At 37.3% G+C, this 26,931-nt stretch carries 20 protein-coding genes and 1 pseudogene; 20 read left to right on the top strand and 1 reads right to left on the bottom strand.

Going from position 1 to position 26,931, the window contains the following annotated elements; genetic code table 11:
- Positions 1-240 precede the first annotated feature (240 nt).
- From tilS to ACEN31_RS07290, 20 genes are all read left to right on the top strand, one after another.
- On the top strand, positions 241-1,701 hold the full coding sequence (tilS, locus tag ACEN31_RS07385; RefSeq protein WP_407109049.1) for a tRNA lysidine(34) synthetase TilS: 1,461 nt from the start codon (positions 241-243) through the stop codon (positions 1,699-1,701).
- Between the two features lie 120 nt (positions 1,702-1,821).
- Positions 1,822-2,364 (top strand): hypoxanthine phosphoribosyltransferase, encoded by a 543-nt coding sequence (gene hpt / locus ACEN31_RS07380; RefSeq protein ID WP_138404413.1) that lies wholly within the window; start codon positions 1,822-1,824, stop codon positions 2,362-2,364.
- A gap of 102 nt (positions 2,365-2,466) precedes the next feature.
- Positions 2,467-4,593 (top strand): ATP-dependent zinc metalloprotease FtsH, encoded by a 2,127-nt coding sequence (gene ftsH / locus ACEN31_RS07375; protein ID WP_407109048.1) that lies wholly within the window; start codon positions 2,467-2,469, stop codon positions 4,591-4,593.
- A 248-nt stretch (positions 4,594-4,841) separates the two neighbouring features.
- Positions 4,842-6,377: a class I adenylate-forming enzyme family protein gene (locus ACEN31_RS07370; protein WP_138405209.1), complete on the top strand. Its 1,536-nt coding sequence runs from the start codon at positions 4,842-4,844 to the stop codon at positions 6,375-6,377.
- A 386-nt stretch (positions 6,378-6,763) separates the two neighbouring features.
- On the top strand, positions 6,764-7,969 hold the full coding sequence (locus ACEN31_RS07365; protein WP_138405208.1) for an acyl-CoA dehydrogenase family protein: 1,206 nt from the start codon (positions 6,764-6,766) through the stop codon (positions 7,967-7,969).
- A 90-nt stretch (positions 7,970-8,059) separates the two neighbouring features.
- Positions 8,060-10,318: a 3-hydroxyacyl-CoA dehydrogenase NAD-binding domain-containing protein gene (locus ACEN31_RS07360; protein ID WP_407109047.1), complete on the top strand. Its 2,259-nt coding sequence runs from the start codon at positions 8,060-8,062 to the stop codon at positions 10,316-10,318.
- A gap of 29 nt (positions 10,319-10,347) precedes the next feature.
- Positions 10,348-11,535 (top strand): thiolase family protein, encoded by a 1,188-nt coding sequence (locus tag ACEN31_RS07355; protein WP_407109046.1) that lies wholly within the window; start codon positions 10,348-10,350, stop codon positions 11,533-11,535.
- 37 nt (positions 11,536-11,572) lie between these two features.
- Positions 11,573-12,358 carry an enoyl-CoA hydratase/isomerase family protein gene (locus ACEN31_RS07350; RefSeq protein WP_138405205.1) on the top strand — a complete coding sequence of 262 codons (786 nt, stop codon included), beginning with the start codon at positions 11,573-11,575 and terminating at the stop codon, positions 12,356-12,358.
- A gap of 66 nt (positions 12,359-12,424) precedes the next feature.
- Positions 12,425-13,372, top strand: a complete 948-nt coding sequence (locus tag ACEN31_RS07345) for a LysR family transcriptional regulator (RefSeq protein ID WP_138405204.1) — start codon at positions 12,425-12,427, stop codon at positions 13,370-13,372.
- 110 nt (positions 13,373-13,482) lie between these two features.
- Positions 13,483-14,454, top strand: a complete 972-nt coding sequence (locus ACEN31_RS07340; protein ID WP_407109045.1) for an NAD(P)H-dependent flavin oxidoreductase — start codon at positions 13,483-13,485, stop codon at positions 14,452-14,454.
- A 93-nt stretch (positions 14,455-14,547) separates the two neighbouring features.
- Positions 14,548-16,113 carry an acyl CoA:acetate/3-ketoacid CoA transferase gene (locus tag ACEN31_RS07335; protein ID WP_407109044.1) on the top strand — a complete coding sequence of 522 codons (1,566 nt, stop codon included), beginning with the start codon at positions 14,548-14,550 and terminating at the stop codon, positions 16,111-16,113.
- Positions 16,114-16,321: 208 nt separating this feature from the next.
- Positions 16,322-17,197, top strand: a complete 876-nt coding sequence (hslO, locus tag ACEN31_RS07330; protein WP_407109043.1) for an Hsp33 family molecular chaperone HslO — start codon at positions 16,322-16,324, stop codon at positions 17,195-17,197.
- 155 nt (positions 17,198-17,352) lie between these two features.
- Complete coding sequence (gene lysS, locus ACEN31_RS07325; RefSeq protein WP_407109051.1) at positions 17,353-18,798, top strand: lysine--tRNA ligase; 1,446 nt, start codon at positions 17,353-17,355, stop codon at positions 18,796-18,798.
- A gap of 91 nt (positions 18,799-18,889) precedes the next feature.
- Positions 18,890-19,177 (top strand): GNAT family N-acetyltransferase, encoded by a 288-nt coding sequence (locus tag ACEN31_RS07320; RefSeq protein WP_407109042.1) that lies wholly within the window; start codon positions 18,890-18,892, stop codon positions 19,175-19,177.
- Positions 19,178-19,432: 255 nt separating this feature from the next.
- Positions 19,433-19,843, top strand: coding sequence for a 30S ribosomal protein S12 (rpsL, locus tag ACEN31_RS07315; protein WP_138405198.1), 411 nt, complete (start codon positions 19,433-19,435; stop codon positions 19,841-19,843).
- Between the two features lie 43 nt (positions 19,844-19,886).
- Entirely contained in the window at positions 19,887-20,357 is a 471-nt protein-coding gene (gene rpsG / locus ACEN31_RS07310; protein WP_138405197.1) for a 30S ribosomal protein S7, read from the top strand.
- Between the two features lie 83 nt (positions 20,358-20,440).
- Complete coding sequence (gene fusA / locus ACEN31_RS07305) at positions 20,441-22,522, top strand: elongation factor G (protein ID WP_138405196.1); 2,082 nt, start codon at positions 20,441-20,443, stop codon at positions 22,520-22,522.
- Positions 22,523-22,670: 148 nt separating this feature from the next.
- Positions 22,671-23,855: an elongation factor Tu gene (gene tuf / locus ACEN31_RS07300; RefSeq protein WP_407090449.1), complete on the top strand. Its 1,185-nt coding sequence runs from the start codon at positions 22,671-22,673 to the stop codon at positions 23,853-23,855.
- Between the two features lie 132 nt (positions 23,856-23,987).
- Entirely contained in the window at positions 23,988-24,974 is a 987-nt protein-coding gene (locus ACEN31_RS07295; RefSeq protein WP_407109041.1) for a pyridoxal phosphate-dependent aminotransferase, read from the top strand.
- A 492-nt stretch (positions 24,975-25,466) separates the two neighbouring features.
- Entirely contained in the window at positions 25,467-26,543 is a 1,077-nt protein-coding gene (locus tag ACEN31_RS07290) for an ABC transporter substrate-binding protein (RefSeq protein WP_407109050.1), read from the top strand.
- 271 nt (positions 26,544-26,814) lie between these two features.
- On the opposite strand, the pseudogene ACEN31_RS07285 reads toward ACEN31_RS07290, so the two are convergent.
- A pseudogene (locus ACEN31_RS07285) lies at positions 26,815-26,931 on the bottom strand (IS30 family transposase); the annotation flags it as partial.

The following is a 26,931-nucleotide window of genomic DNA, read 5'->3' as shown; positions in this document are numbered from 1 at the left end:
TTAACCCGAAGCCACCGCGGTTTCCAGCAAGCTGAAGCAGAGCTATGGGAAATGTTTGGAACACTAGCAGAGAGCTGATTTTTTTACAGAAGGAATTCTTTATTTACACAAACTTCTTGACGCTCCCAAATAATGACGAAAGTTTAATACAATTAATGTATAGTTAATATATTTATTCTATACTTTATTTCTAATCGTGTTAAAATATACTTCGTTACTGAGAAAGCGAGGTGCTGATGCATGTGTGATTTATTATATAACATCAAACAATTATTGAATGAATGGCCCGAATGGTTTAAGAGTAAGCGTATCTTACTTGCCGTCTCTGGAGGCATAGATTCAATGGTATTATTGACAATCATGCTTCAAATAAATGAACAATTACCAAAAGAAGAAAGAAAAGAAATAATTGTTGCCCACTTTAATCATCGATTAAGAGAAGAAAGTGACCAAGATGCCCAATTGGTAAAAGAGTACGCCCAAAAGTATAAGTTAACTTACTTTATTAGTCATTGGGACAAACCAGCTTCAGTGAATGTTGAAGCAAGTGCGAGAGATGCGCGTTATCAATTCTTTGGGGATGTCATGGTTAAGACGAATAGCGATACGTTGATGACAGCACATCATTTGAATGATTTAGGTGAAACGGTATTAATGCGTTTAATCCGAGGAACTTCATTACGAGGTGTTCGCGGAATTCGCTCTAACTACCAACGTATATTAACTACTTCAACGAAATTTTCGAAGTCTGTTCGTGTCTTAAGACCTTTTAGTTCAACTAAAAAGGAAAAAATAAATGAATATGCCAAAGAACATCATATTCCTTTTAATGAAGATCAGACGAATACGGATATGACTTATATGCGTAATCGTATGAGATATAAGATGTTGCCTTTTTTTGAAGAGGAAAACCCGCAGTTTTTATCTAATTTACTTCTTCTGTCAGAACAGTTAGAAGCAAGTTATGATGCGCATTTTAATCAGTATTTACAGAAAGAACCCGAACTGTTGATGCAATTGTCACAGGGACGGTGGCTTTTATATGTACCTAAGTTTCTAGAATTATCTGATGATTTAATGCAGATATACTTAGCTATATTTTTGGAGGAAAGATTAATTCACCAAATTCAATCCTATAATAAAGCAGCTGTTAAGCAGTTAGAACAACTCATTAGACAAACAGATGCTCCAAATATGTTGATGAATATAGCGAATAACTGGGTAGCTTTAAGAGAGTATGATTATATTTGGATTCAACCTCAAGATTACGGCGTTGAAGAAGCTGAACAAAGTGAGATTAAGATTGAACAGTTTAATCACTGGTACGAATTGAATGAGCAAGAATTAGCAGGTGTGTTTGATATCGATGCGATTGCGACAGACTTAAAGAAAGATTTGTATGTTGAAATACCTTTATCTTTAACCGAAGGAAAACCAAGTATAACATTGCGACATCGAAAGAATGGAGACACGTTAACTTTGCGTCGCCCAGATGGAACAAGTTATCATAAGAAAGTATCTCGAATCATGATCGATCAAAAAATCCCAAAATCAAAACGTGAAGATTATTGGGTCATTGAAAATCATGAAGGGACGATACTAGGAATGTTACCACCGATTAGTAAGGATAAAACTTACGTTAATTTGGAAGAAAAGCAAACTCATGTATTTATATATCAAAAAAGCGAGAATATTTCTTGATAATATGGTAACATTTACTTCATAACATCAATAAAATGACGCTTTCGCTTTTATTTAAACGTAAAAGAATGAGAATTGGCGTTAAGAATATATGATAATACAAAATAAAGGAGAAACTAAATGTTAGAACAAGACATAAAAGAAGTATTAGTAACCCGCGAGGAGATTCAAGAAGCTGTGAATCGCTTAGGTGAACAGTTAACGAAAGAATATAAAGACAAAGAGGTAGTAGTTGTTGGAATACTACGTGGGGCTTCAATTTTTATGGCAGATATTGTTCGAGCAATGGATGTCTATTTAGAGATTGATTTCATGGATGTATCTAGTTATGGTGATGCATTTGAATCTTCTGGAGAAGTAAAAATCATTAAAGATTTAGACACACATCTAGAAGGACGTCACGTTCTAGTCGTGGAAGACATTATCGACACAGGTCGTACATTGAAGTACTTAGTTGATTTATTCAAATACCGTAAAGCTGCATCTGTGCAAGTATGTACGTTATTAGATAAACCAGTGCGTCGTGTTGTGAAAGATATTATTCCAGATTACGTAGGCTTAGAAGTACCAGACGAATTCGTTGTTGGGTACGGTCTTGACTTTGAACAAAAATATCGTAACTTACCATACATTGGTGTACTAAAACCTGAGATTTATCAATAATTTTAAATTCAATGAAAAAGCAATATTGTAGTGTAAATCCGCTCAATTATGCTATTATAACTAAGATACATAATAATATGTATGCAAGGAGGAGATAGATAAATGAATAATCGAAATCCAAACCCGAATCGTAATTTCTTTCGGGGAACTTTACCTTACATCCTAATATTTTTAGCGATTATTGGTATGTTTCAAGTATTCTCAGGTAACTTAGGTTATGCTGGGCAAACTGAAGAGATATCATCGTCTGAATTTATGAGTGAATTAGAAAGTGGGAACATTGAAACTTTCGAAATTCAAATTGGATCTGGGGCTTATTCAGTTCATGGGGAATACCGAACACCTAATGAAACTGTAGAGCAGGAAGAAGATAACTTTTTACAAGTTATTCAAGGATCTAACGAAGTAAGTTTATTTGAAACAACTATTTTAGGTAATGACGCAACGTTGAACATGGTGACGGATGTTGCTTTAGAAAATGATACTACAATTCAAACAATTCCGGAATCAAGTGCAGGTTTATGGTTAAGTTTCTTACCATTCTTAATCTTATTAATCCCGACATTTTTCTTAATCTATTCAATGACTCAACAAGGTTCTGGCGGCGGAAAAGGCGTGATGAACTTTGGAAAGTCTAAATCAAAAGACGTTTCAAAACAGAAAGTCAAAGTACGCTTCTCTGATGTTGCAGGTGCAGAAGAAGAGAAACAAGAATTAGTTGAAGTGGTTGAATTCTTAAAAGATCCAGATCGCTTTACAAAGTTAGGTGCGCGTATACCAGCGGGTGTTCTTTTAGAAGGGCCTCCAGGTACTGGTAAAACGTTACTAGCTAAAGCTGTTGCGGGAGAAGCGGGCGTTCCATTCTACAGTATCTCAGGTTCTGAATTCGTTGAGATGTTTGTCGGTGTTGGGGCGAGTCGTGTAAGAGATTTATTCGAAAATGCTAAGAAAAATGCACCATCGATTATCTTCATTGATGAGATTGATGCCGTAGGTCGTCAACGTGGAGCTGGTATGGGTGGAGGACACGATGAACGTGAACAAACACTTAACCAATTACTTGTTGAGATGGATGGTTTCGAAGGTAATGAAGGTATTATCGTTATGGCTGCAACAAACCGTTCTGATGTTTTAGACCCAGCTTTACTGCGTCCGGGTCGTTTTGATAGACAAATTCTTGTTGGTAACCCTGATGTTAAAGGGCGTGAAGAAATCTTATTAGTTCACTCACGTAACAAGCAATTAGCCAATGATGTCGATTTAAAAGTGATTGCACAACAAACACCAGGTTTTTCTGGTGCGGATTTAGAAAACTTACTAAACGAAGCGGCTTTAATTGCGGCTCGTGTCGATCATACATCTATCCATGCGGAAGATATTGATGAAGCACATGACCGTGTAATTGCTGGACCAGCTAAAACAAACCGTGAAATGTCAGTGAAACAACGCGAAACGGTTGCTTATCACGAAGCAGGACATACAATTGTTGGTATGGTATTAAGTGATGCGCGTGTCGTGCATAAAGTAACGATTGTTCCTCGTGGACGTGCAGGTGGATATGCGATTATGCTTCCTAAAGAAGATCAATATATCATTACCGAGAAAGAATTATACGAACAAGTTGTTGGTTTATTAGGTGGACGTGCTGCTGAAGAGATTGTGTTTAATCACCAATCAACTGGGGCAAGTAATGACTTCCAACAAGCAACTCAAATTGTTCGTTCAATGATTACAGAATATGGTATGTCTGAAAAATTAGGAACTGTTCAATATGAGGGGAATCAAAAACCTTTTGCTGGCCGTCAATATGGTCAAAGCGTGACATATTCTGAACAAATTGCTTATGAAATCGACTCAGAAATTCGTCGTATTACAGACAAAGCTTTAACTGATGCACATAATATTATTAATGAACACCGTGAACAGTTAAATACTATAGCTGAAAAGTTATTAGAAATCGAAACATTAGATCAAAAAGCTATCAAATCTTTATTCGAAACAGGAGAAATGCCTGCGCCTGAAGATACAGATTCAAATGATAAACCTGAATTACCAGATGAACCTGACAGCTTCAAAGATGCGAAAGAAAAAGCAAAAGATGATGAAGATCATTCTGAAACTTATGATCGTGCAAAAGAAGAGACAACTTATGTTGAACCAGATGATTTAGCACCTTCAGACGATACAGAAGAAAGAAATTCTCACATTAATCAAGACAGAGATTTATAATTAGCGAAAGAAATCGATTATCCATTTTGGGTAGTCGGTTTTTTTGTTTTTTCAATTTTGAAATTTATATATTTGAAGATTGATATGAAAGGATTTCTAAAGGATTAAACTGTTAAATTTACGAGTTAAATGCATATAAAAATTTATAATAAGCAATAAAACACTAGACAAATCGATTATCTTTAGTAGAATGAAGGTAACAAAAAATGGTAGCGTTCACAAATTTAAAGTCTAAGGAGAATAAGACAATGAATTTGGATTGGATAAAAACGCGTGCGGTAGACACACCTGACAAGGTGGCTGTAATTGACCCTATTAAACAAACGGAATTTACTTATGAACAACTAAATCAACGTGCTGAAATGTTAGCACGACATTTAGTGGAGAATGAAGGAATTAAACGAGGAGACCGAATCGGTACCTTTGTCCCAAATGATATTGCCATTATTGATTTTCTGTTGGCTGCTATAAAAATTGGGGCTGTTTTTGTACCGCTTAATTGGAGATTAAAGCCAATCGAAATTGGTAAAGTAGTTAAAGATGCTGGTTTAGAATATATCGTTTACGCAACTAACCATCTTGAACGACTCACCGAAGTTCCGCAAGAGTTTATTAAATATAATGTAGATGGACCAGAATATAATGAAATCGTGAATCTTGAGAATTATACACCTTTTGAAAGTGTTAATTTAGACTTACAAGACATCGCCATGTTAATTTATACGAGTGGATCAACGGGTAGACCGAAAGGTGTTATACACACGCATGAAAGTTACTTAAATAATGGCTTTAATCAAAACTTATCTTGGAATATGACGAGTGATTGGAAAACAATTGCGAGTGCGCCTATGTTCCATATCTTAGGTTTTATTGATATTGTCATTCCGATGTTAATGGTTGGAGGAACAATCGTATTAGAAAGATACTTCAATCATGAAACCATTAATGATTGGATCGTGAAGTATGAACCGACTGTTCTAGTTTTAATCCCAACGATGTACTATGCCATTATCGCCCATCCGGAATTTAAACCTGAGAATGTTATGAATATTGAACTACTTGTTTCTGGGGGTTCACCTCCTTTACCAGCAGTTCAAAAAGTGTTCCAACAAATGGGTAAAATTATTATTAATGCCTATGGTTTAACTGAAGCACCATTATTAACCTATAATAAATACGAATATGCAGTGAACAATCCACAATCAATTGGACAAGCGCTGATGTTTGTTGAAGCGAAAATTGTTAATGAAGATTTAGAAGAAGTCCCAGTGGGAGACATCGGAGAATTACTCGTTAAAGGTAAAAATGTCACACCAGGCTACTGGAATTTACCAGAAGAAAATGAAAAAGCCTTCCATGATGGCTTCTTTAGAACAGGAGACATGGGCTTTATTAATGAATTAGGTGAGATTACTATAGTTAACCGCCTGAAAGAATTAATTATTACAGGTGGAGAAAACGTGTTGCCATCAGAAGTCGAAGCGATTCTAAGTCAACATCCTCTAATTCGCTCGGCAATTGTCTTAGGATATGAACATCCTAAATTTGGTGAATCCGTATCTGCTGCCATCATGTTGAATAAAGAAGCACTTGGTTCAGAAAATTATAGAGAAGTCCTAGATGAATACTGCTTGAAAAACCTTGCAGGTTATAAAGTGCCGAAACTATACTTAGAGATTGATGAAATACCAGTTAACTCTGTTGGAAAACCTGATCGTCTAGAACTAGAGAAGATGATGAATGACTATGCGAAGTCAACAATCACAGATGAATTGAATATTTAATGTTAAAGTCCCGGCTAAATAGTCGGGCTTTTTTGTGTTGTCTATTAAGTTTTCGTAATAGAGGCTCTTTGTCAAATAGGGTTGATGACATTTTAATTTTTGTCATCAACCCTATTTATTGTAGAACCGTAATAGATAACTGAAATATTCCGCTCAAGATAGCTGTTTCTCTATGTTATTCTTATTCAACTTATTAGTTCAGTTAATAACCAGGCCGTTTAAATGAGTGGAAATCAAAATAAAACCCTTTATTAAGCTCCCTAATGTATAAGATAAGGCTCCGTTATTTCACGGGGTCTAATTAACAGCGTATTATATGAATTGTAAACGTTATCATTTTTGTGTAAGCAATACATGTTATTGAAAATTTTAGGAGGCAAATGAAAATGGACAACAGAAAAGAAGTATTAAAACAATTATTCCCTGAGGATATTTTAAACATTAGCGAAGGTTTAACAGATGGAGAAGTTGAGTTTTTAAGACAATTAGTGGAGCTGCTAGAAACAAAGTATCGTCCCGTAGTTAATCAAGCTTGGGTTGATGCAGAAGTGCCAAAAGGATTTTTTGAAGATATCGGTAAATTAGGATACTATACAAACCCTTTATTATTCGAAGGGCGAGAAGGTAAGAAACAAACGAGTCAATTATTCCAATTTTTCTTCGCCTTTGCTATGTCGAGATTCGACGTATCATTAAATACTTTAATTGGAGTTCACTCAGGCTTAGGGTTTAATTCATTCTTATTTGGAGGTAGTCCAGAACAAGTTCAAAAATATGTCCCTAAATTAGCGAGCCATGAATTACGTACTTGCTTCGCTTTAACAGAACCTGATCATGGATCTGACGTTGCGTGGGGCTTAGATACGACAGCACGTCGTGAAGGTGACAAATGGATTCTTAATGGAGCTAAACGCTGGATTGGTGGCGCATCAGTCGCTGACTTAATTCCAGTTTATGCAAGAGACGAAGAAACAAACAAACCAAAATGCTTTATCGTCAAAGCAGGCCAAGAAGGATTAGACATTGACATTATTGAAAATAAAATTGCACTTCGTATTGTACCAAACGCAAATATTCACTTAAAAGATGTCGTAGTAGATGAAAGTGATCGTCTACAAAACATCAATAGTTTTAAAGATATTGCTAAAGTTCTTTACTCAACTCGTGCAGGCGTAGCTTTCATGGCGACAGGAGCGATGGCAGGTGCACTTCAAGCAACCCTTAAATATGTAACTGAACGTAAACAATTTGGAAAAGACATCTCAAATTACCAATTAGTTCAAGAGAAATTAGCGATGATGCAAGCAAACGTAACATCTGCAATGGCCCTTTGTTCACAAATTGCTCGCCAACAAGAGAATGGTGACTACAATGAAATCGTTACTTCAGTAGGTAAGATGATTAATGCTCTTCGCTTACGTGAGACTGTAGCAATGGGTCGTGGAATTTGTGGGGGGAACGGAATTGTTGTCGATTACGATATCGCAAGATTCTTCTCAGATGCAGAAGCTGTTTATACATATGAGGGTACACACGAAATTAATGCCTTAGTAATTGGACGAGCAATGACTGGACAATCAGCATTTAACTAATATTTATCAAGTGACAGTCATTTCCAAACAAATTTGGAAATGGCTGAGTCACTTTTAAAGTAAAACGATATATTTTGGAGGGAAATAATAATGACAATTAGAAAAGCAACCGTATTAGGTGCAGGTGTCATGGGAAGTCAAATTGCAGCCCTACTTGTAAATGCAGGGATTAAAGTGCAATTATTAGACGTTGTAATTGACGAAGAAGATCGTAATAAACTATCTAAAGCGGGTTATGACAGAATTACAAACAAAAAGAAATCGATGTTATATGATTTAAATTTCGAAGGGAACTTATCTTATGGAAATTTTGCTGATGATTTAGTGGAACCATCAGATTCAGATATCTTTATTGAAGCTGTTAAAGAAGATATTAAAATCAAGCACGATATTTGGACAAAGATTAAACAGGTCGCTAAAGAAGAAGCAATTCTAGCAACAAATACATCTGGAATCCCAATTGAAGCAATTGCTAAAGTGTTCGAAAGCGGCGAACAAGAACGTTTCTTAGGGATGCATTTCTTCAATCCACCGCGCTATATGAAATTATTAGAAATTATTCCAACGAAGAATACATCTGAAGAAACGGTAGAAGTAGTTAAACAATTCTCAGAAGATGTCTTAGGAAAGGGTGTTGTGATTGCTAATGATGTCCCAGCCTTTATCGCCAATAGAACAGGAACACATGCGATGGCAGACATTATGTACCGTGCAGAGCGTAACGGCTTATCAATTGTTGAGGTGGATGCTTTAACAGGTAAAGCAATTGGAAGACCTCGAACAGGAACTTATGGTTTATCAGACTTAGTCGGAAATGATATTGCTGCCTTTGTTGTAGGTGGATTAATGAAAGATCCTAGTGAGCAACCTTACTTCAACAATTCATCGCTTTTACCAAAACTATTAGAAAAAGGAGCTTTGGGAAATAAAGCAGGTTATGGATTCTACAAAAAAGAAGGACGTAAACGTCTAGTATTAGATCCCGAAACTATGGAGTACGTCGAGCCAAGCAAACCTCAATTAGAAATATTATCTCATTTTGGACGTGACTTAAAAGAAAACTTAGATGTTATCTTTAATGCAGAAGACAAAGCGGGTAAATTCTTATGGAAAACTTTGAGAAGCACATTTTTCTATGCGGCAAATAATGTTCCTAAAGCGGCAAAAGATTATAAAGACATTGATCGTGCAATGGTTTGGGGCTTTAACTGGAAAGTCGGACCTTTCCAACTGTGGGATTTAATGGGCTTTGACCGTGTGAAAGAAAGAATCCAAGCAGAAGTAGGGGAATTACCTGAATGGGTAGCAAATAGAACAGAAAGCTTCTATAAGGAAGGCGAAGTACTTGAAAATATTACACCGATTGAAGATCGTATAGAGAAAGAAATTTGGAAAGATGACGATACAACATTAAGTGTAATAAACACGGATCAATTATTATTCAAGTTCCATACACCAAACAACACCATTGATGAAGGATTAACAAAAGGGCTGATAAAAGCTGTAGACGAGTTAGAGTCAGGTCATTATTCTGGAATGGTTATTTACTCGGATGGACCACATTTTAGTCCGGGAGCTAACTTGAATATGATGAAGAAAGCTATAGAACTCGAGGAAGTCGATACTTTAATAGGTAAAACAATAAGCGAGTTACATGAAGCAGTGAACCGCGTTCGCTACAGTAGTAAACCGATTGTTACAGCAGTTAGAGGACGCGCTTTAGGTGGTGGAGCCGAACTAATGTTAGCCTCTCCTTATGTTGTAGCAGCGGCAGAAAGTTATATCGGTTTAGTTGAAGTCGGTGTAGGACTTATTCCTGGTGGCGGCGGCCTAGCAGAATTAACAGAACGCGTGATGACTCGAGACGAGCAAAAAGCAAGTAAGATGAAGACTTTAGGTGCAGTTATTACACGTATTGCATCTGGAGATGTTTCAATGAGTGCTTATGAAGCCCGTCGTAAATATTACTTAAGAGGGTCAGATGACATTATTATGAATGCGGATAAAGTTGTGGACGTAGCCATTGAGAAATTAACTTATTTAACTAAAGTAAATTACATTCAAAGAACAAAAGTTAACTTCCCAGCCTTAGGAACAAACTTTAAAGCAGTGGTCGAAGGGCAATTAGATTCAATGCGCCTAGGACACTTTATTAGTGATTATGACATGGAGTTAGGACTTGCGATTGCAGATGTAATGACAGGTGGAGAGCTCCCAGAAGGAACCTATGTTAATCAAGAATGGTTACAACATCTTGAGAAACAACATTTCCTAAAATTAAGTAAAAATCAAAAGACATTCGAACGAATTTCGCATATGTTACAAACGCGTAAACCGTTAAGAAATTAATACGGAAACTTGAAAGGAATGAATTAATTATGCAAGATGCTTATATCGTTGCTTATGGACGTTCGGCTATTGGAAAAGGAAAAGCGAATGGAGCCCTTGCCAACGACCGTCCAGATGATATTGCAGCTGAAGTATTAAAGGGTGTCATCGATCGTGTTGATGGCGACTTTGATCCAGCGCTTATCGAAGATGTGATTGTTGGTTGTGCCTTCCCAGAAGGAATTCAAGGTATGAATTTTGCTCGTACGATTGCTTTAAGAGCAGGATTACCTTACTCTGTTGCAGGACAGACAGTGAACCGTTACTGCTCATCAGGATTACAAACGATTGCCATTGCTGCAAATGCCATTATGGCTGGTCAATCAGAAGTATTGGTAGCAGGTGGAGTTGAGTTCATGAGTTCAGTCCCAATGGGAGGCAATGAAGTAACAAACAACCCTACACTACAAGCAGAAGATTCAGGTGTTTCGTATCCAATGGGACTCACTGCTGAAAATGTCGCAACTAAATATAATGTCACTCGAGAAGATCAGGATGAATTTGGAGTGCAAAGTCATCAACGTGCACATGCTGCACAAACAGAAGGACGCTTTGATGATGAAATCATCCCCGTAACAACACATAAAGTTGAATACACAAAAAATGGACCTCAAGTTAAAGAGGTAAAATTCGACAAAGATGAAGGAATTCGTCCAGAATCAACAACTGAAACTTTAGGGAAACTAAGAACAATCTTTAAAGCAGACGGATCTGTCACTGCAGGAACATCATCGCAAGTAAGTGACGGCGCAAGTTTTGTTGTCATCATGTCAGGCGAAAAGATAAAAGAATTAGGCGTGAAGCCAATCGCCCGCTTTGTTGGTTATAAAGCTGTAGGAATCGATCCGAAATATATGGGGATCGGACCAGCCTATGCTATTCCAGAAGTTTTAGAATTAACGGGCTTAAAACTAGAAGATTTGGACTTAATCGAATTAAACGAAGCCTTTGCTTCTCAAGCGCTAGCTTCAATTCGTGAATTAGGAATAAACACAAATATTACAAACGTTAACGGAGGAGCAATTGCTTTAGGACATCCACTGGGTGCAACCGGAGCCGTGCTGACATCACGCTTATTAGCCGAGATGGGTAAACGTAAAGGTTCGAAATATGGAATGGTATCAATGTGTATCGGAGCCGGTATGGGTGCTGCAGGTATTTTTGAATATATTCATTAGTACTAAACCTTAATCAATGAAAGTAAGGAGATAAGTAATGTATCAAACGATTCTATACACAATAGAGAACCAAGTCGCGACCGTTACAATTAATCGAGAAGAGTATGGAAATGCTTTTTCAGAAACGACGTATCAAGAAATTATTGATGTAATGGCAGATATCGATCAAAATCCAGAAGTAAAGGCGGTTATCTTAACAGGTGCAGGAAAGTATTTCTGTGCAGGAGGAGATGTTAAATACTTCCAACACCTCATTGATACCGGACAAGGAATACCAGAAGACGGTGTCCTTAAAACAGGAGAAATGGTTCGAAGTATCCGACAAAATTCAAAACCCGTGATTGCAGCCATTAATGGTGTGGCTGCAGGAGCAGGCCTAGGACTCGCATTATCATGTGATTTCATTGTGATGGGGACTCAGAGTCGCTTACTTACGGCGTTTATTAATATGGCTTTCCCGGGAGATACTGGTTTGATGTACAATTTACAACAAGCTTTAGGATCATACCGAACGATGAAACATATTATGTTGAATGAACCGATTGATGCGGAATTGGCAGTCGAATATGGCCTCGCTTATAGTAAAGTTGCAGATGAAGATTTACTTGATGAAGCCCAAGCATTAGCTCAAAAGCTAGCTCATGGGCCGACTCAAACAATAGCGCACCAAAAAGCATTATTAGCGAGTATATTATATCCTCAAATGGATGATACGAACCTTTTAGAAGCGAAGTATATGAGGGCTAGTTCGTTAAGTGATGATCATTCTGAAGCGGTTGCAGCATTTTTAAGTAAAAGGCAACCAAAATTCAAAGGAAATTAGTATTGCTGTGATACACTGTAAGCATACAATACTATCCAGATATATTAAGAATTTGAGGTGCTTAGAATGATGGAAATTAGTCAAATGCAATATTTTGTAGAAATTGTTCAATCAGATTGTAACCTGACTGTCGCGGCTGAGAATTTATATGTTTCTCAGTCAGCGTTGAGTCAGTTTATTAAAAACTTTGAACATCAACAGGGAGTTTCTTTATTCAATCGAAAAAATGGGCGAATTGTGAATGTTTCTGATTCTGGAATGCATGTGTATCAATCAGCATTAAAAGTATTAAATCAATATAACGGACTTGAACATGTCATTGAAAGAGAATCTTTATTCCAAAAAGGGACGATAAAAATTGGGATTCACCCAACGTATTTACGTTTTTTCTTTAATAAATTTATACCTCGCTTTCTGATAGAAAATCCAGATGCACATATTGAAATTGTTGAAGCAGGCACGAATGAATTACAACAGATGCTAGAAGATAATGTCATTCATATCGCAGTTCTAGCACCGCCGAAAGATTTTAATACGTCAAAATATGAAGTACATCCCTTAGTTCGAACTGAAGTGGTCGCCTTTATGGGACCAGATCATCCACTCGTTACAAAACGTTTACTAAAATGGAACCACTTAGACAGCTATCATTATGTAACCTATAACAAAAAAGATGCCGTCTATTATTTTGTAGAAGACAAATTAAAAGAAAATAACAGTACAGCAAAGCAATTATTTACCTCAAGTTCTTGGGATTATATGATAGAAACAGTGATCTACAACGAATTAATCGCTCTTTTACCGACAGTTTACTTTAGTATGTTTATTTCAAGACTAAACCAAATGGGGGTAGTAGAAAAGCGTTTTGAGGATCCAATTCCGTATATCCCGACGTTAATGCGAGAGAAGAAGAAGCATTATTCTAAAGTGGAAGATTTTGTTTTTCAATCTATATATAATAATTTTCACTTTGAAAATAATACATTAAAATACGATTTTTTATTAGATGATTAGATGATTAGATATGAGCTAGGAACGGGTAACAAAACTTCATAGGAAATAGTTTGTTATTTGTTTAAAATCATCGCTCTATCATCATCGAAATTTGAAGGAGAGATGATTCGATGCAAACAAGAGTCACGGAACTATTAAATATTAAGTACCCAATTATTCAAGGAGCCATGCAATATATGTCGCTAGCGGAATTAGCTTCAGCGGTATCTAATGCAGGTGGATTAGGAATTGTTCCAGCGATGGCTTTTCCAGATGTTGATGCCTTGCGAGAAGAAATTCGAAAAGTGCGCAGTTTAACTGATAAGCCTTTTGCCTTTAATATTTCTTTAGTGCCAGAAGTTGTGATGCCAGCGGTAATTAATGATTATATTCAAGTGTTAATTGAAGAAAAGGTACCGGTTGTTGAAACTTCAGGACAAAGACCGGACAAATTCATTCAACCACTGAAAGATGCAGGTATTATTGTCATTCATAAAGTAACGTCAATTCGACACGCTTTAGCGGCTCAATCTGATGGTGCGGATATTATTACAATGGTCGGAGCAGAAGGTGGTGGGCATCCGGGCTTAGATCAAGTCAGTGGTCAAATCCTTTGGGCAAAAGCAGCTGAAGAATTGGATGTACCTGTTCTTGCAGCGGGAGGGATTGTTGATGGTAAGAGTATGTATGCTGCCATGGCATTAGGAGTGGACGGTGTGTTAATGTCTACTCGGTTCCTAGCGACGCCTGAAGTGAATGCATCTGATGCTTATCGCCAAGCCTTATTATCTGTTCCAGAGTATGGGACGGTCTTAACAATGAAGTCACTTCGCAATGCGATGCGTGTCGCTAATAATAAGATGGCTCAAGATATTCTTAAAGCAGAAGCGAATGGAGCGACTTTAGAAGAGTTGATGCCATTAATTTCAGGTAGACGCTCCTATGAAGCGATGAAAAATGGAGATATCGATGGTTCACAATTAAGTATGGGACAAGGGATTGGTCGAATCCATGAGATTAAACCGGTATCAGATATCTTCACTGAAATGCTCGAAGACTTTAATCAAGTGCACACACGTATGACACAATTAAATTCAAATTAAGCGAATTAAAGGTCAACTAAATAAAATTCATTGAGTAGACTGAGTGGCAAACACTGAGTCTACTTTTTTATCAACAAATTAAGAGGTGTATAGATGGATACAAAAGAAATCTCAGTAAAAGATGTCATGCAATATGTTCCAGATCATGCTCAGATTGCGACAACGACATATGGTTTAGGGGGTATGCCAGAAGAGTTATTAAAAGAACTGGGTGCCTACTACAAAGAACATCAACATCCAAAAGATGTTACTTTAATGGCTGTGGCTGGAATGAGTCGCGGCGAAGGAACAGGTATGGATTACTTGCTTGAACCCGGTTTGTTAAAACGTTTTATCGGAACGCACATGAGTGGGGCGCCTTTATCAGCAAAAGCAGCTCTAGCAAATCAGTATGAATTGTATATGCTCCCACAAGGAATCATTGGTAAACTCTACCGAGATGCAGCAGCCAAAGGACCGGGTGTGTGGAGTAAAGTTGGTATTGGAACGTTTGTAGACCCTCGCCAAGAGGGTGGACGCATTAATGATCGGGCAAAAGCAGCCGAAGAATTGGTAGAAGTTACTAAAGTGAATGGGGAAGAATGGTTGTATTTTAAACCATTACCCATCAATGTGACTTTTATCAAAGCGACCTATGCAGAACCAAAAGGAAACTTATCATTTATTCACGAGCCTTTGAAACTCGAAGCACTCACACTTGCGATGGCAGCGAAGAACGCAGGTGGAATTGTCATTGCTCAAGTTGAGGACGTCGTAGCAACTGGAACGCTTCCAGCTAAAGAAGTTGATGTTCCGGGTGTACTCGTTGATTATGTTGTAAAAGCTAAGCCAGAATACCATCAACAAACCTTTATGACCCAGTACAGTCCGCTCTTATCCAATGAAATTAGAACACCAAAAGTGAAGAGTCGGGAGTTACCCTTGGATAACAAAACAGTGATCGCAAGACGGGCGGTGCGAGAGTTAAAGCCAAATAGTTTTATCAATATTGGCGTTGGAATGGCAGATAAAGTGTCACGGTTAATTAATGAAGCCGATCTATTAGATCAGTTCACTTTGAACACAGACTTAGGTGCAATCGGTGGAATGACAGCTTCAGATTATAATTATGGTACGAATTACAATGCAGATGCGATTATCAATACTTTAGATATGTTTGATTATTATCACGGGGGTGGCGTAGATACAACTGTGCTGGGCTTTGGTCAGATGGATGCTAATGGGAACATGAACACTACACAAATCGGAGAGATGCTCATTGGTCCAGGTGGTATGATCGATATTTCAGCAAGTGCTTCAAAAATAATCTTTATTGGCACCTTTACAGTTAAAGGGGAGACTAGCGTAGAGAATGGACAACTCGTCATTAATCACGCAGGTGTCGATAAGAAGTTTAAATCAGACTTGTCGTATATTACTTTCTCAAGTAAAGAAGCTATTGCTAATGGCAAAGAAATCATCATTGTAACGGACAGAGCTGTATTTGAAATTAATAAAGATTCAAAACTTGTGCTAATAGAAATTGCTCAAGGACTAGACTTAGAAAAAGATATCTTAGATTGGATGGAGTTTGAACCACTGATTTCAGACAAACTGAAAGAGATTGACTCAAGTTACTACAGTGAATCATGGAATTTAAGAGACTATATAAAAAATTAAATAAAACAAAGCTCTTACAGGTGAAAACTTGGAGAGCTTTTTTATATTCTGTGTGTATTTTCACTGACTTGGTGGTAAGATATGTGAAAGTGAGAAAAGAACTTTTGATGATGATTTCACTAAAGAATGTGTGTTATTATATGTTAGTTGAAAATAAAAAGGTAATACATTACAATGCAACATGGAATTTTCATGGAGGGATGAACATATGACTGATAAATTATTACGTGCGCTTGCCTTTGATGGGCAAGTTAAAGTGTATGTGATTGATGCGAAAAATACAGTTGAAGAAGCAAGAAGACGTCACGATACTTGGCGCACTGCGACAGCTGCATTAGGGAGGACTTTAATTGGGACAGCCTTACTCGCTGCGAATTTAAAAGGGAATGACCAAATAACTGCAGATATCATAGGGGAAGGACCTTTAGGTCGAATTCTAGCGACAAGTGATGCAAAAATGAACTTGAGAGGTTTTGTAAATAACCCACAAGTTGCCTTAGATTCAAATGAAGAAGGCAAAATTGATGTCAAAGGTGCCGTAGGCTTACCAGGGTTCTTAAAAGTCAGTAAACAAATTGAAAACTACGAACCTTACACTGGCCAAGTGCCATTAATCAGTGGGGAGCTCGCAGAAGACTTTACCTATTATATGGCAGTGTCAGAACAAACGCCTTCATCGATTGGACTAAGCGTTTTAGTTGATAAAGGTGATATTGTGGCACAAGCCGGTGGCTTTATGATTCAAGTCATGCCAGGGGCAACTGAAGAAACTATCTCTGCTTTAGAAGATAAAATTAATAACTTAGGTAGAGTATCTGATTTGTTAAATAGTGGTTTAACCATAGAACAGCTATTAGATAGATTAGTTGGCGAAGGTAATTCTAAGATTTTAGATTATTTAGATGTCCGCTTTAACTGTCATTGTTCGAAGGAACGTTTCTCTGATGGAATTAAATTATTAGGCAAAGACGATATTCAAGCAATGATTGACGAGGATCATGGCGCAGAAGTAGTTTGTCATTACTGTAATGAAGCCTATCAGTTTAGTGAAGAGGAATTGACTGCATTAGTAGAAGAAGCCTAATATAGATAATAAAGACAAGCATTGTATTTGTTTGTTAGATGTGCTTTAATTTTTAAGAGAAGTAATAAAGTAAATGAGGAGTGAATAACGTGAGTGATAATCAAGAGCAAACACATGAAGAGTTAAATGACCAACTATCAGTTCGTCGTGAAAAAATGACTTCAATGTTAGAATCAGATAGCGTCAACCCATTTGATGCTGGTTTTACAAGAACACACTATTCAGTAGATATCGTAAGTGAATTTGATCACCTTACTAAAGAAGAATTATCAGAAGCTGAAAAAATTAACGTAAAAGTTGCAGGACGTATGGTGTCTAAGCGCGGTAAAGGTAAAGCTGGATTTGCCCATATCCAAGACATGAAAGGCCGTATTCAACTTTATGTACGTAAAGATATGATTGGTGAAGAAAGTTATGATTGTTACAAACAAGCTGACTTAGGAGATATTGTTGGTGTTGAGGGGTATTTATTCAAGACAAATACGGGTGAATTATCCGTTCGTGCAACGTCTTTCACTCCATTAACTAAAGCTTTACGTCCATTGCCTGATAAATATCATGGTTTAGCGAATATAGAACAACGCTACCGTCAACGATACTTAGACTTAATTAGTAATGATGAGAGCCGTGAACGTTTTGTGAATCGATCTAAAATCATCTCAGAAATCCGTCGTTATTTAGATGACAATGATTATATGGAAGTTGAAACACCGGTTTTACATAATATCGCAGGTGGAGCAAATGCCAGACCATTTATTACACACCATAACGCCTTAGATATGGAATTATATTTACGAATCGCTTTAGAATTACATCTAAAACGTCTTGTAGTTGGTGGTTTTGAGAAAGTTTACGAAATTGGTCGTGTATTCCGTAATGAAGGTGTGGATACAACACATAACCCTGAATTTACTATGTTAGAAGTATATACTGCATACAGTATTTTTACGGATGTCATGGATTTAACAGAATCATTAATTAAACATGTGGCTAATAAAGTATTAGGCTCTGGTGTATTGGAATATGACGATCAAACGATTGATTTAGAGTCAGAATGGCGTCGTGTTCATATGGTAGATATTATTAAAGAAACGACTGGCGTTGATTTCTGGCAAGAAATGTCTTATGAAGAAGCAAAAGCTTTAGCTAAAGAGCATCATGTAACTGTCAACGACCATGACACAACTGTCGGACATATTATTAACAACTTCTTTGAAGATAAATGTGAAGATACAATTGTTCAACCAACATTTGTATTTGGACATCCAGTAGAGATTTCGCCTTTAGCGCGTAAAAACCAAGAAAATCCAAGATTTACAGATCGTTTCGAATTATTTATCGCTGGCCATGAATATGGGAATGCCTTTACTGAGTTAACGGACCCAGTTGATCAACGTGAGCGTTTTGAAGCTCAAATGGAAGAGAAAGATCAAGGGAACGACGAAGCACATCCAGTCGATGAAGATTTCTTAGAGTCATTAGAATACGGTATGCCACCAACAGGTGGGCTAGGAATCGGGATTGACCGTCTAGTTATGCTGTTAACAAACGCACAATCAATTCGTGATGTATTATTATTCCCAACTTTACGTAACAACTAATAACTTTTAGACTATTCGCTTCAAGCATTAAACTTAATTAAATCATCCATCCATGGTAAACTATGTATATAGACGTCAAGGAGGCGATTTAATGGAGTTTAAAAGAGAAGGTAACGCAATTGTATATCGTGACGAAGCAGATAAGCTATTAGCGGAAATTACATTTCCACCAAGCTCATCAAACGACCAAGTGGTAGTCGCTGATCATACTTTTACAGACCCCGTATTAAGAGGACAAGGAATTGCAGGTAAACTTTTAGATGAATTAGTATCAGAAATGGACAAAGAAGGTAAGAAAATCAAAGCGACTTGTCCATATGTTGTGAGAAAATTCAAAGAAGAACCTGAAAAGTATGACTTTATCAACGCTGATAAATAACATATTTCCGACTATTTGTTTAAAATTAACAAATAGTCGGTTTTTTTTGAAAAAAATGTTCAAGACTATTGACGAAAGTAAATCCTCATGATACTATACCTAAGGTGTTTTAATGACAGATTCCTGGTCATCAGTCGTGCTGACTGCTTTAAAACTCTTATCTTAAGCAACTGAAAAGTTGTTTATTGAATTTTACTATAAAATGACACACTTGGATGTGTGGACTAAGAAAAGAAGACGGGAGGAGGACAATTCATGCCTACAATTAATCAATTAGTTAATAAACCACGTAAGTCTAAAACGACTAAATCGAACTCTCCAGCTTTAAACGTTGGATATAACAGTTATAAACGTACTTCAACAACTACTATGTCACCACAAAAACGTGGTGTATGTACTCGTGTTGGTACTATGACACCTAAAAAACCTAACTCGGCGTTACGTAAATACGCGCGTGTTCGTTTATCTAACCTAATGGAAGTTACAGCATACATTCCAGGAGAAGGGCACAACTTACAAGAACATAGTGTCGTGTTAATCCGTGGAGGACGTGTAAAAGACTTACCAGGGGTACGTTACCACATCGTTCGTGGAGCGTTAGATACAGCTGGTGTTTCTGAACGTCGTCAAAGCCGTTCTAAATACGGAACAAAAAAACCTAAATAAATATAAAAAATAAAATTAATTCCTTATGAAAGGAGGAGTTTGAATGCCTCGTAAAGGTAATGTAGCAAAACGTGAAGTTTTAGCAGATCCAATTTACAATTCAAAATTAGTTACACGTACAATTAACCGTATCATGGTTGATGGTAAACGTGGAAAAGCTTCTAAAATCTTATACTCAGCTTTCGATATTATTCGTGAAGAAACAGGTCAAGAGCCATTAGAAGTCTTCGAACAAGCAATCGAAAATATTATGCCATTGTTAGAAGTTAAAGCTCGTCGTGTCGGAGGTTCTAACTATCAAGTTCCTATTGAAGTTCGTCCAGAACGTCGTTATACTTTAGCTATCCGTTGGCTAACTCAGTACTCACGTTTACGTGGGGAGAAAACAATGGAAACACGGCTTGCACGTGAATTAATGGACGCAGCTAATAATACAGGTGCTTCTGTTAAGAAACGTGAAGACATGCACAAAATGGCTGAAGCCAATAAAGCCTTCGCGCACTTCCGCTGGTAGAAATTGGTTGGCTGTTTTATGCAAGAATTTGCATAGGCGATTGACAATTACTCATTATATATTTGAAAGAGGGGTAAAATAGTATGGCAAAGAGAGAATTTTCTCTTGATAAAACGCGTAACATCGGAATCATGGCCCATATTGATGCAGGGAAAACGACAACTACTGAGCGTATCCTTTACTATACAGGACGTATTCACAAAATTGGTGAAACTCATGATGGTGGATCACAAATGGACTGGATGGAGCAAGAACAAGAGCGTGGTATTACAATTACATCTGCAGCTACAACTGCACAATGGAATGACCACCGCGTAAACATTATTGATACTCCAGGTCACGTGGACTTTACCGTAGAGGTAGAACGTTCATTACGTGTACTTGATGGTGCAGTAACTGTATTAGATGCTCAATCAGGTGTAGAACCTCAAACTGAAACAGTTTGGCGTCAAGCTACAACTTACGGTGTTCCTCGTATTGTATATATCAATAAGATGGATAAACTTGGTGCTGATTTCTTAAACGCGACTGAAACACTTCACGACCGTTTAGATGCAAATGCTCACCCTGTTCAATTACCAATTGGTGCAGAAGATGACTTTGACGGGATTATCGACTTAATTGACATGAAAGCATACCACTATCATGATGATTTAGGTGAAAACGTTGAAGAAATTGAAATCCCTGAAGACATGAAAGAATTAGCTGACACATGGCGTACAAACTTAATTGAAGCTATCGCTGATTTAGATGAAGACATTATGATGTCTTACCTAGAAGGTGAAGAAATCGATGTTGCAACTCTTAAAGCGGCAATCCGTAAAGCGACAGTTGCGGTTGAGTTCTACCCAGTTTATGTTGGTTCTTCATTCAAGAACAAAGGGGTACAATTATTACTAGACGGTGTTGTTGATTTCTTACCATCACCACTAGAAGTACCACCAATTATCGGTACTATTCCAGGAACAGAAGATACTTTAGAACATCATGCTGATGATTCAGAAGACTTTGCTGCTTTAGCATTCAAAGTTATGACTGACCCATTCGTAGGACGTCTAACATTCTTCCGTGTATATTCTGGTACATTAGCTGCCGGTTCATACGTTCTAAATGCGACTAAAGATAACCGTGAACGTGTTGGTCGTATCTTACAAATGCACGCTAACTCACGTGAAGAAATCCCAGAAGTATTCTCAGGAGATATCGCAGCTGCGGTAGGTCTTAAAAATACAACAACTGGTGATACTTTATGTGCTGAGAACGCGCCAGTGATTCTTGAATCAATGGAATTCCCAGAGCCAGTTATTAACGTTGCAATTGAACCAGATTCAAAAGCTGACCAAGACAAAATGTCTGCAGCTCTTGCTAAATTAGCTGAAGAAGATCCAACTTTCCGTGCGACAACTGATCACGAAACTGGACAAACAATCATCGCTGGTATGGGTGAGTTACACTTAGATATCATCGTTGACCGTCTAAAACGTGAATTTAAAGTTTCAGCAAGTGTTGGTGCACCACAAGTTTCATACCGTGAAACTTTCCGTGCTGCTACTAAAGCAGAAGGTAAATTCGTTCGTCAATCAGGTGGTAAAGGACAATTCGGACACGTTTGGATTGAATTCTCACCTAACGAAGAAGGTGCCGGATACGAATTTGAGGATGCAATTGTTGGTGGGGTAGTTCCTCGTGAATACATCCCAGCAGTAGATGCAGGACTTAAAGACGCAATGGAAAACGGTGTATTAGCAGGATTCGAATTAATCGACGTTAAAGCTAAGCTTTACGATGGTTCATACCATGATGTCGATTCATCTGAGACTGCCTTCAAAGTTGCTGCTTCATTAGCATTACGTGAAGCTGCTAAGAAAGCTGATCCAGCAATCCTAGAACCAATGATGTTAGTTGAAGTTACAGTTCCTGAAGAATACTTAGGAGATGTAATGGGACACGTGAACTCAAGACGTGGACGCATCGAAGGTACAACTGCTCGTGGTAACGCACAAATCGTTCGAGGATTCATTCCTTTAGCAGAAATGTTCGGTTACGCGACAACTTTACGTTCAGCTACACAAGGTCGTGGTACATTTACAATGCAATTCGACCACTATGAAGCTGTTCCAAAATCAATTCAAGAAGAAATCATCGAGAAACATAGCGGTAGATAATCTGCTTTATAACTAAGCAGAAAGCTTGCTATAAACGTGAATATGTGGAGGTAAATGGTTGAATTTACCTTCCTTTCACGGTATAATCATTTCGATAGGTTAAAAAATAATCTATAATAGGTTACATATATTTTAGGAGGATTAAATAATGGGAAAAGAAAAATTTGAACGTACGAAACCCCATGTTAATATTGGGACTTTAGGTCACGTTGACCACGGTAAAACAACTACTTCTGCTGCAATCGCAACAGTTTTAGCTAAAAATGGTTTTGGTGAAGCTCAAGACTACGCTTCAATCGATAACGCACCTGAAGAAAAAGAACGTGGAATCACAATCAATACTTCACATATTGAGTATGAAACTGCTAACCGTCACTACGCACATATCGATGCGCCAGGACACGCGGACTACGTTAAAAACATGATCACTGGTGCTGCTCAAATGGACGGTGCTATCTTAGTAGTATCTGCTGCTGATGGACCAATGCCACAAACTCGTGAGCATATCTTATTATCACGTCAAGTTGGTGTGCCACACTTCGTAGTATACTTAAACAAAGCTGATATGGTTGATGATGAAGAGTTATTAGAACTTGTTGAATTAGAAGTTCGTGACTTATTATCAGAATACGATTACCCAGGAGACGATGTTCCTGTAATCGTTGGTTCTTCATTAAAAGCTTTAGAAGGCGACGCTGATTACGAAGCTAAAATCTTAGAATTAATGGAAGCTGTAGATACATTCATTCCAGAACCAGCTCGTGAAATCGACAAACCATTCATGATGCCAGTTGAGGACGTATTCTCAATTACTGGTCGTGGTACAGTTGCTACTGGTCGTGTAGAACGTGGACAAGTTAAAGTAGGTGACGAAGTTGAAATCGTTGGTATCAAAGATACTCAAAAAACTACTGTAACTGGTGTTGAGATGTTCCGTAAAATGTTAGATTACGCTGAAGCGGGAGATAACATTGGTGCATTATTACGTGGTGTGACACGTGATGACATCGAACGTGGACAAGTTTTAGCTCAACCAGGTTCAATTACACCACATACTAAATTCTCTGCTGAGATTTATGTATTATCTAAAGAAGAGGGTGGACGTCATACTCCATTCTTCGATAACTACCGCCCACAATTCTACTTTACTACAACTGACGTTACAGGAATCATCGAATTACCAGAAGGAACTGAAATGGTAATGCCTGGTGACAACGTAACTATCTCTGTAGAATTAATTCACCCAATCGCTATGGAAGATGGAACTCGTTTCTCTATCCGTGAAGGTGGACGTACTGTTGGTGCCGGAACTGTTACTTCAATCGAACAATAATTCCAAACCACAATTAAACACCCCTTATGGGGTGTTTTTTTATACAGATTTTTAAATTCATTAGATTTCAATTAAAATTATTAGTGTTATAATAGAATATATTTCAAGAAACGAGGTTGAATTATGATTATAATGAACAGAAATACAAGTCCAATTTCACCGATTAAAAAAGAATATATGGATGAAGTATATAATAGAACAGTATTTCAAGATTATCCGGATGTTGAATTAGGACAATTGAAAGCTATTTACGCTAAAGATAATAATTTAAATGTAGATGAAATTGAATTGGCTAGTGGTGCAGATGAGTGGATCCAGAAAACCTTTATCACTTTAGGTCAAAAAGGTATTATGACAATCACTCCAGATTTCTTTATGTATAAAGATTATGCTGAGCAACTACAATTACCATTTTATGAGGTTGAGAGCGAAGCGGATTATTCATTTGATTTTGCTAAGATAGTTAAAGCGATTCATGAGAAAAAACCGTCATTATTCATATTATCAAATCCGCATAATCCAACAGGGTTAATGTTTAAAGAAGAAGAATTACAAGCAGTGGCAGATGCGATGGCAGCGATCCAAGGGTATTTTATCATTGATGAGGCATATATAGAATTTGGTGAAGAATATACACGTCCTGAAGGTGACCATGTCTTAATAATTCGTACTTTGAGCAAAATATATGGATTGGCTGGCTTAAGAATTGGAATTATTATTGCTCAAGGGGAAACTTACGATAAGGTCACTCGAATTAATCACCCTTATCCCTTGGATCATGTTGGGATGAACTTAGCAAGTGTCTTTCTAGAAGATAAAGCATGGGTGAAGGAATACGCCGATTATCAACTAGAAGCTCGTGATTTGTTAATTGATGCTTTTAGAAAGGTGAACCAAGTGATGAATGTAAATGACAGTTACACAAACTTTGTCTTCACTTATGGTGATAAGGCACTAAGTTTAGGTCGTTATCTAGAAGCAAATGGTTTTTCAGGTCGATTTTATGAAGAAGATAACTTAAAAGAAACGGTCCGTTACTCGATTATTAAGCACGAAGATTATTCTAGATTAAATGAACTCATTCAAGAATGGGTAGAAACTCAAGCAATAAAAAATTAATATAAGTTTATAAATCAAGGCAAAAGGCACATTATTAGGAAAAATACATTTAAGTCCTTGCAATTAAACTGATTAGAGTATATTATGAATACATTAGAAAATGATTAAAGAAAAGAGAGAGAACTATGCATAACTTACAGAATAATAACATTATTATTATTATTAAGACCAGGACTTGAACCTTAGATTAAAAATCTAACGTGTTCCAGTCCTATTCGTGTAAGCTATGAATGGGTCTTGAGTAATAGTCATCCATTCAATGAATGGATGACTATTTTTTGTTTAATCAGGAAAGAAGTGATGATCCATAGACAATGACATTTCAGATATTATAAACATTACATTTTTTACAATCCCTTATCATTCAAACAATACAGGAGGAATATTATGAATTTCAAAAAATTAGGTTTAAGTCTTTTAGCCGGTGTCACTTTATTTGCCTAATCATCAAACTTATTAGCCTTAGCACAAGAAGAAAATGAGACAGTAAAAATTGGAGCTAACATGGAAACATCTGGTTACTCGGCATCTTATGGGCAAGCAATGTACGAAGCTTTACAATTAGCTGTTGAAGAAGTAAACAATGAAGGTGGGCTTTTAGATGGCCGTGAAGTAGAAATCATTCATTATGACAATAAATCAGATAAGACCGAAACAGCTTCAGTTGCAACTCGCTTGGTTGAAGAAGGGGCAGTAGCTCTAATTGGACCGGGTGCAACAGATTTAGTACTAGCCCAAAATCCCGTGGCAGAACAATCTGAAGTTCCAGCGGTCATTCCAGCAGCAACAGCAGATGATTTAACTATGGATGATGACGGGAATGTATTAGATTGGGTATTCCGTCTTGCGTTCTCATACACTTACCAGGCGAACGCTACAGCTCGATTTGCAACGGATGAACTAGGTGCACAAAAAGCAGTGGTCCTAGTAGACCAGTCAAATGATTACTCTGTAGGACAAGCAGAACCATTCATTAAAGAATGGGAAGCGTTAGGTAATGAAGTTGTGTTGGAAGAATCTTATACGAGTGGTGATACAGATTTCTCAGCTGTCCTAACGACTTTAATGGCGACTGAATTCGATGTTATTTATTTACCAGCCTTTTATACTGAAGGAGGCTTAATTACTAAACAAGCTAGAGAGATGGGTCTAACTCAACCAATCTTAAGTGGACACGGATTTGCAAGTGATGCCTATGTAGAGTTAGCAGGTGCAAGCAATGCAACAGATGTATACTTTACGTCAAACTTTTACACAGGAACTGAAGAAGAAGCAGGTAAAGCATTCGTAGAAGCTTATGAAGCAAAGTTTGGGAAAACGCCAGACACTTTCGGAGCACTTGGATATGATGGAGCAAAATTATTATTTCAAGCGATCGAAGATGCAGGATCTACTGACCGAACAGCAGTGAGAGATGCTATCGAAAATATGGAAACCTTCACGGGTGGAGTTACTGGGGAGTTTTATATTGATGAAGAACATAACGCCGTTAAACCAGCACCAATGTTACATTTAGTTGATGGAGAAGTTGCAGAAATTTATGAAGTTGACGGAAGTTCTAATGAATAATTAGCATAATATATAATTAGCCTCTACAATGACAAAGTTTGTCACTCTGTAGAGGCTTTTCTTTTTAGTGCATATAAGCAATATTTATGAAAATGAAATTATGATAATAATATCATATATTAACTTCATTTTATGCTCATTTTACATTTTTATTCTAAGTGGTTTCTGATATAATGTATAAATGAATATATCACCCCCGTGTAAGTTGCACTCTGGTGGTGGTTTTATTTAACGTTATGAACTAATTTGTGAATATAATTTATTTGATTTGTCAAATTAAGCTAGACAAAACTGCTTCATCTAAGTAACTCAAAAATACTTCCAACGGTGTTCGGTAGTGTAAGGATTTCCGTGGAATCGTGTTCCGTTTGTGTGCAATCGATGACAC

The sequence above is a fragment of the Ruoffia sp. FAM 26255 genome, from assembly GCF_045528525.1.
Lineage (GTDB): Bacteria > Bacillota > Bacilli > Lactobacillales > Aerococcaceae > Ruoffia > Ruoffia tabacinasalis.
Note: the sequence above shows the minus strand (reverse complement) of the source record. Positions and strands in the feature narration are given on the sequence as shown.

What these genes read in the sequence shown, in the direction of transcription:
- tilS (WP_407109049.1), top strand. Translation starts at nt 241, where the DNA reads ATGTGTGATTTATTATATAACATCAAACAATTATTGAATGAATGGCCC.
- hpt (WP_138404413.1), top strand. Translation starts at nt 1,822, where the DNA reads ATGTTAGAACAAGACATAAAAGAAGTATTAGTAACCCGCGAGGAGATT.
- ftsH (WP_407109048.1), top strand. Translation starts at nt 2,467, where the DNA reads ATGAATAATCGAAATCCAAACCCGAATCGTAATTTCTTTCGGGGAACT.
- ACEN31_RS07370 (WP_138405209.1), top strand. Translation starts at nt 4,842, where the DNA reads ATGAATTTGGATTGGATAAAAACGCGTGCGGTAGACACACCTGACAAG.
- ACEN31_RS07365 (WP_138405208.1), top strand. Translation starts at nt 6,764, where the DNA reads ATGGACAACAGAAAAGAAGTATTAAAACAATTATTCCCTGAGGATATT.
- ACEN31_RS07360 (WP_407109047.1), top strand. Translation starts at nt 8,060, where the DNA reads ATGACAATTAGAAAAGCAACCGTATTAGGTGCAGGTGTCATGGGAAGT.
- ACEN31_RS07355 (WP_407109046.1), top strand. Translation starts at nt 10,348, where the DNA reads ATGCAAGATGCTTATATCGTTGCTTATGGACGTTCGGCTATTGGAAAA.
- ACEN31_RS07350 (WP_138405205.1), top strand. Translation starts at nt 11,573, where the DNA reads ATGTATCAAACGATTCTATACACAATAGAGAACCAAGTCGCGACCGTT.
- ACEN31_RS07345 (WP_138405204.1), top strand. Translation starts at nt 12,425, where the DNA reads ATGATGGAAATTAGTCAAATGCAATATTTTGTAGAAATTGTTCAATCA.
- ACEN31_RS07340 (WP_407109045.1), top strand. Translation starts at nt 13,483, where the DNA reads ATGCAAACAAGAGTCACGGAACTATTAAATATTAAGTACCCAATTATT.
- ACEN31_RS07335 (WP_407109044.1), top strand. Translation starts at nt 14,548, where the DNA reads ATGGATACAAAAGAAATCTCAGTAAAAGATGTCATGCAATATGTTCCA.
- hslO (WP_407109043.1), top strand. Translation starts at nt 16,322, where the DNA reads ATGACTGATAAATTATTACGTGCGCTTGCCTTTGATGGGCAAGTTAAA.
- lysS (WP_407109051.1), top strand. Translation starts at nt 17,353, where the DNA reads ATGACTTCAATGTTAGAATCAGATAGCGTCAACCCATTTGATGCTGGT.
- ACEN31_RS07320 (WP_407109042.1), top strand. Translation starts at nt 18,890, where the DNA reads ATGGAGTTTAAAAGAGAAGGTAACGCAATTGTATATCGTGACGAAGCA.
- rpsL (WP_138405198.1), top strand. Translation starts at nt 19,433, where the DNA reads ATGCCTACAATTAATCAATTAGTTAATAAACCACGTAAGTCTAAAACG.
- rpsG (WP_138405197.1), top strand. Translation starts at nt 19,887, where the DNA reads ATGCCTCGTAAAGGTAATGTAGCAAAACGTGAAGTTTTAGCAGATCCA.
- fusA (WP_138405196.1), top strand. Translation starts at nt 20,441, where the DNA reads ATGGCAAAGAGAGAATTTTCTCTTGATAAAACGCGTAACATCGGAATC.
- tuf (WP_407090449.1), top strand. Translation starts at nt 22,671, where the DNA reads ATGGGAAAAGAAAAATTTGAACGTACGAAACCCCATGTTAATATTGGG.
- ACEN31_RS07295 (WP_407109041.1), top strand. Translation starts at nt 23,988, where the DNA reads ATGAACAGAAATACAAGTCCAATTTCACCGATTAAAAAAGAATATATG.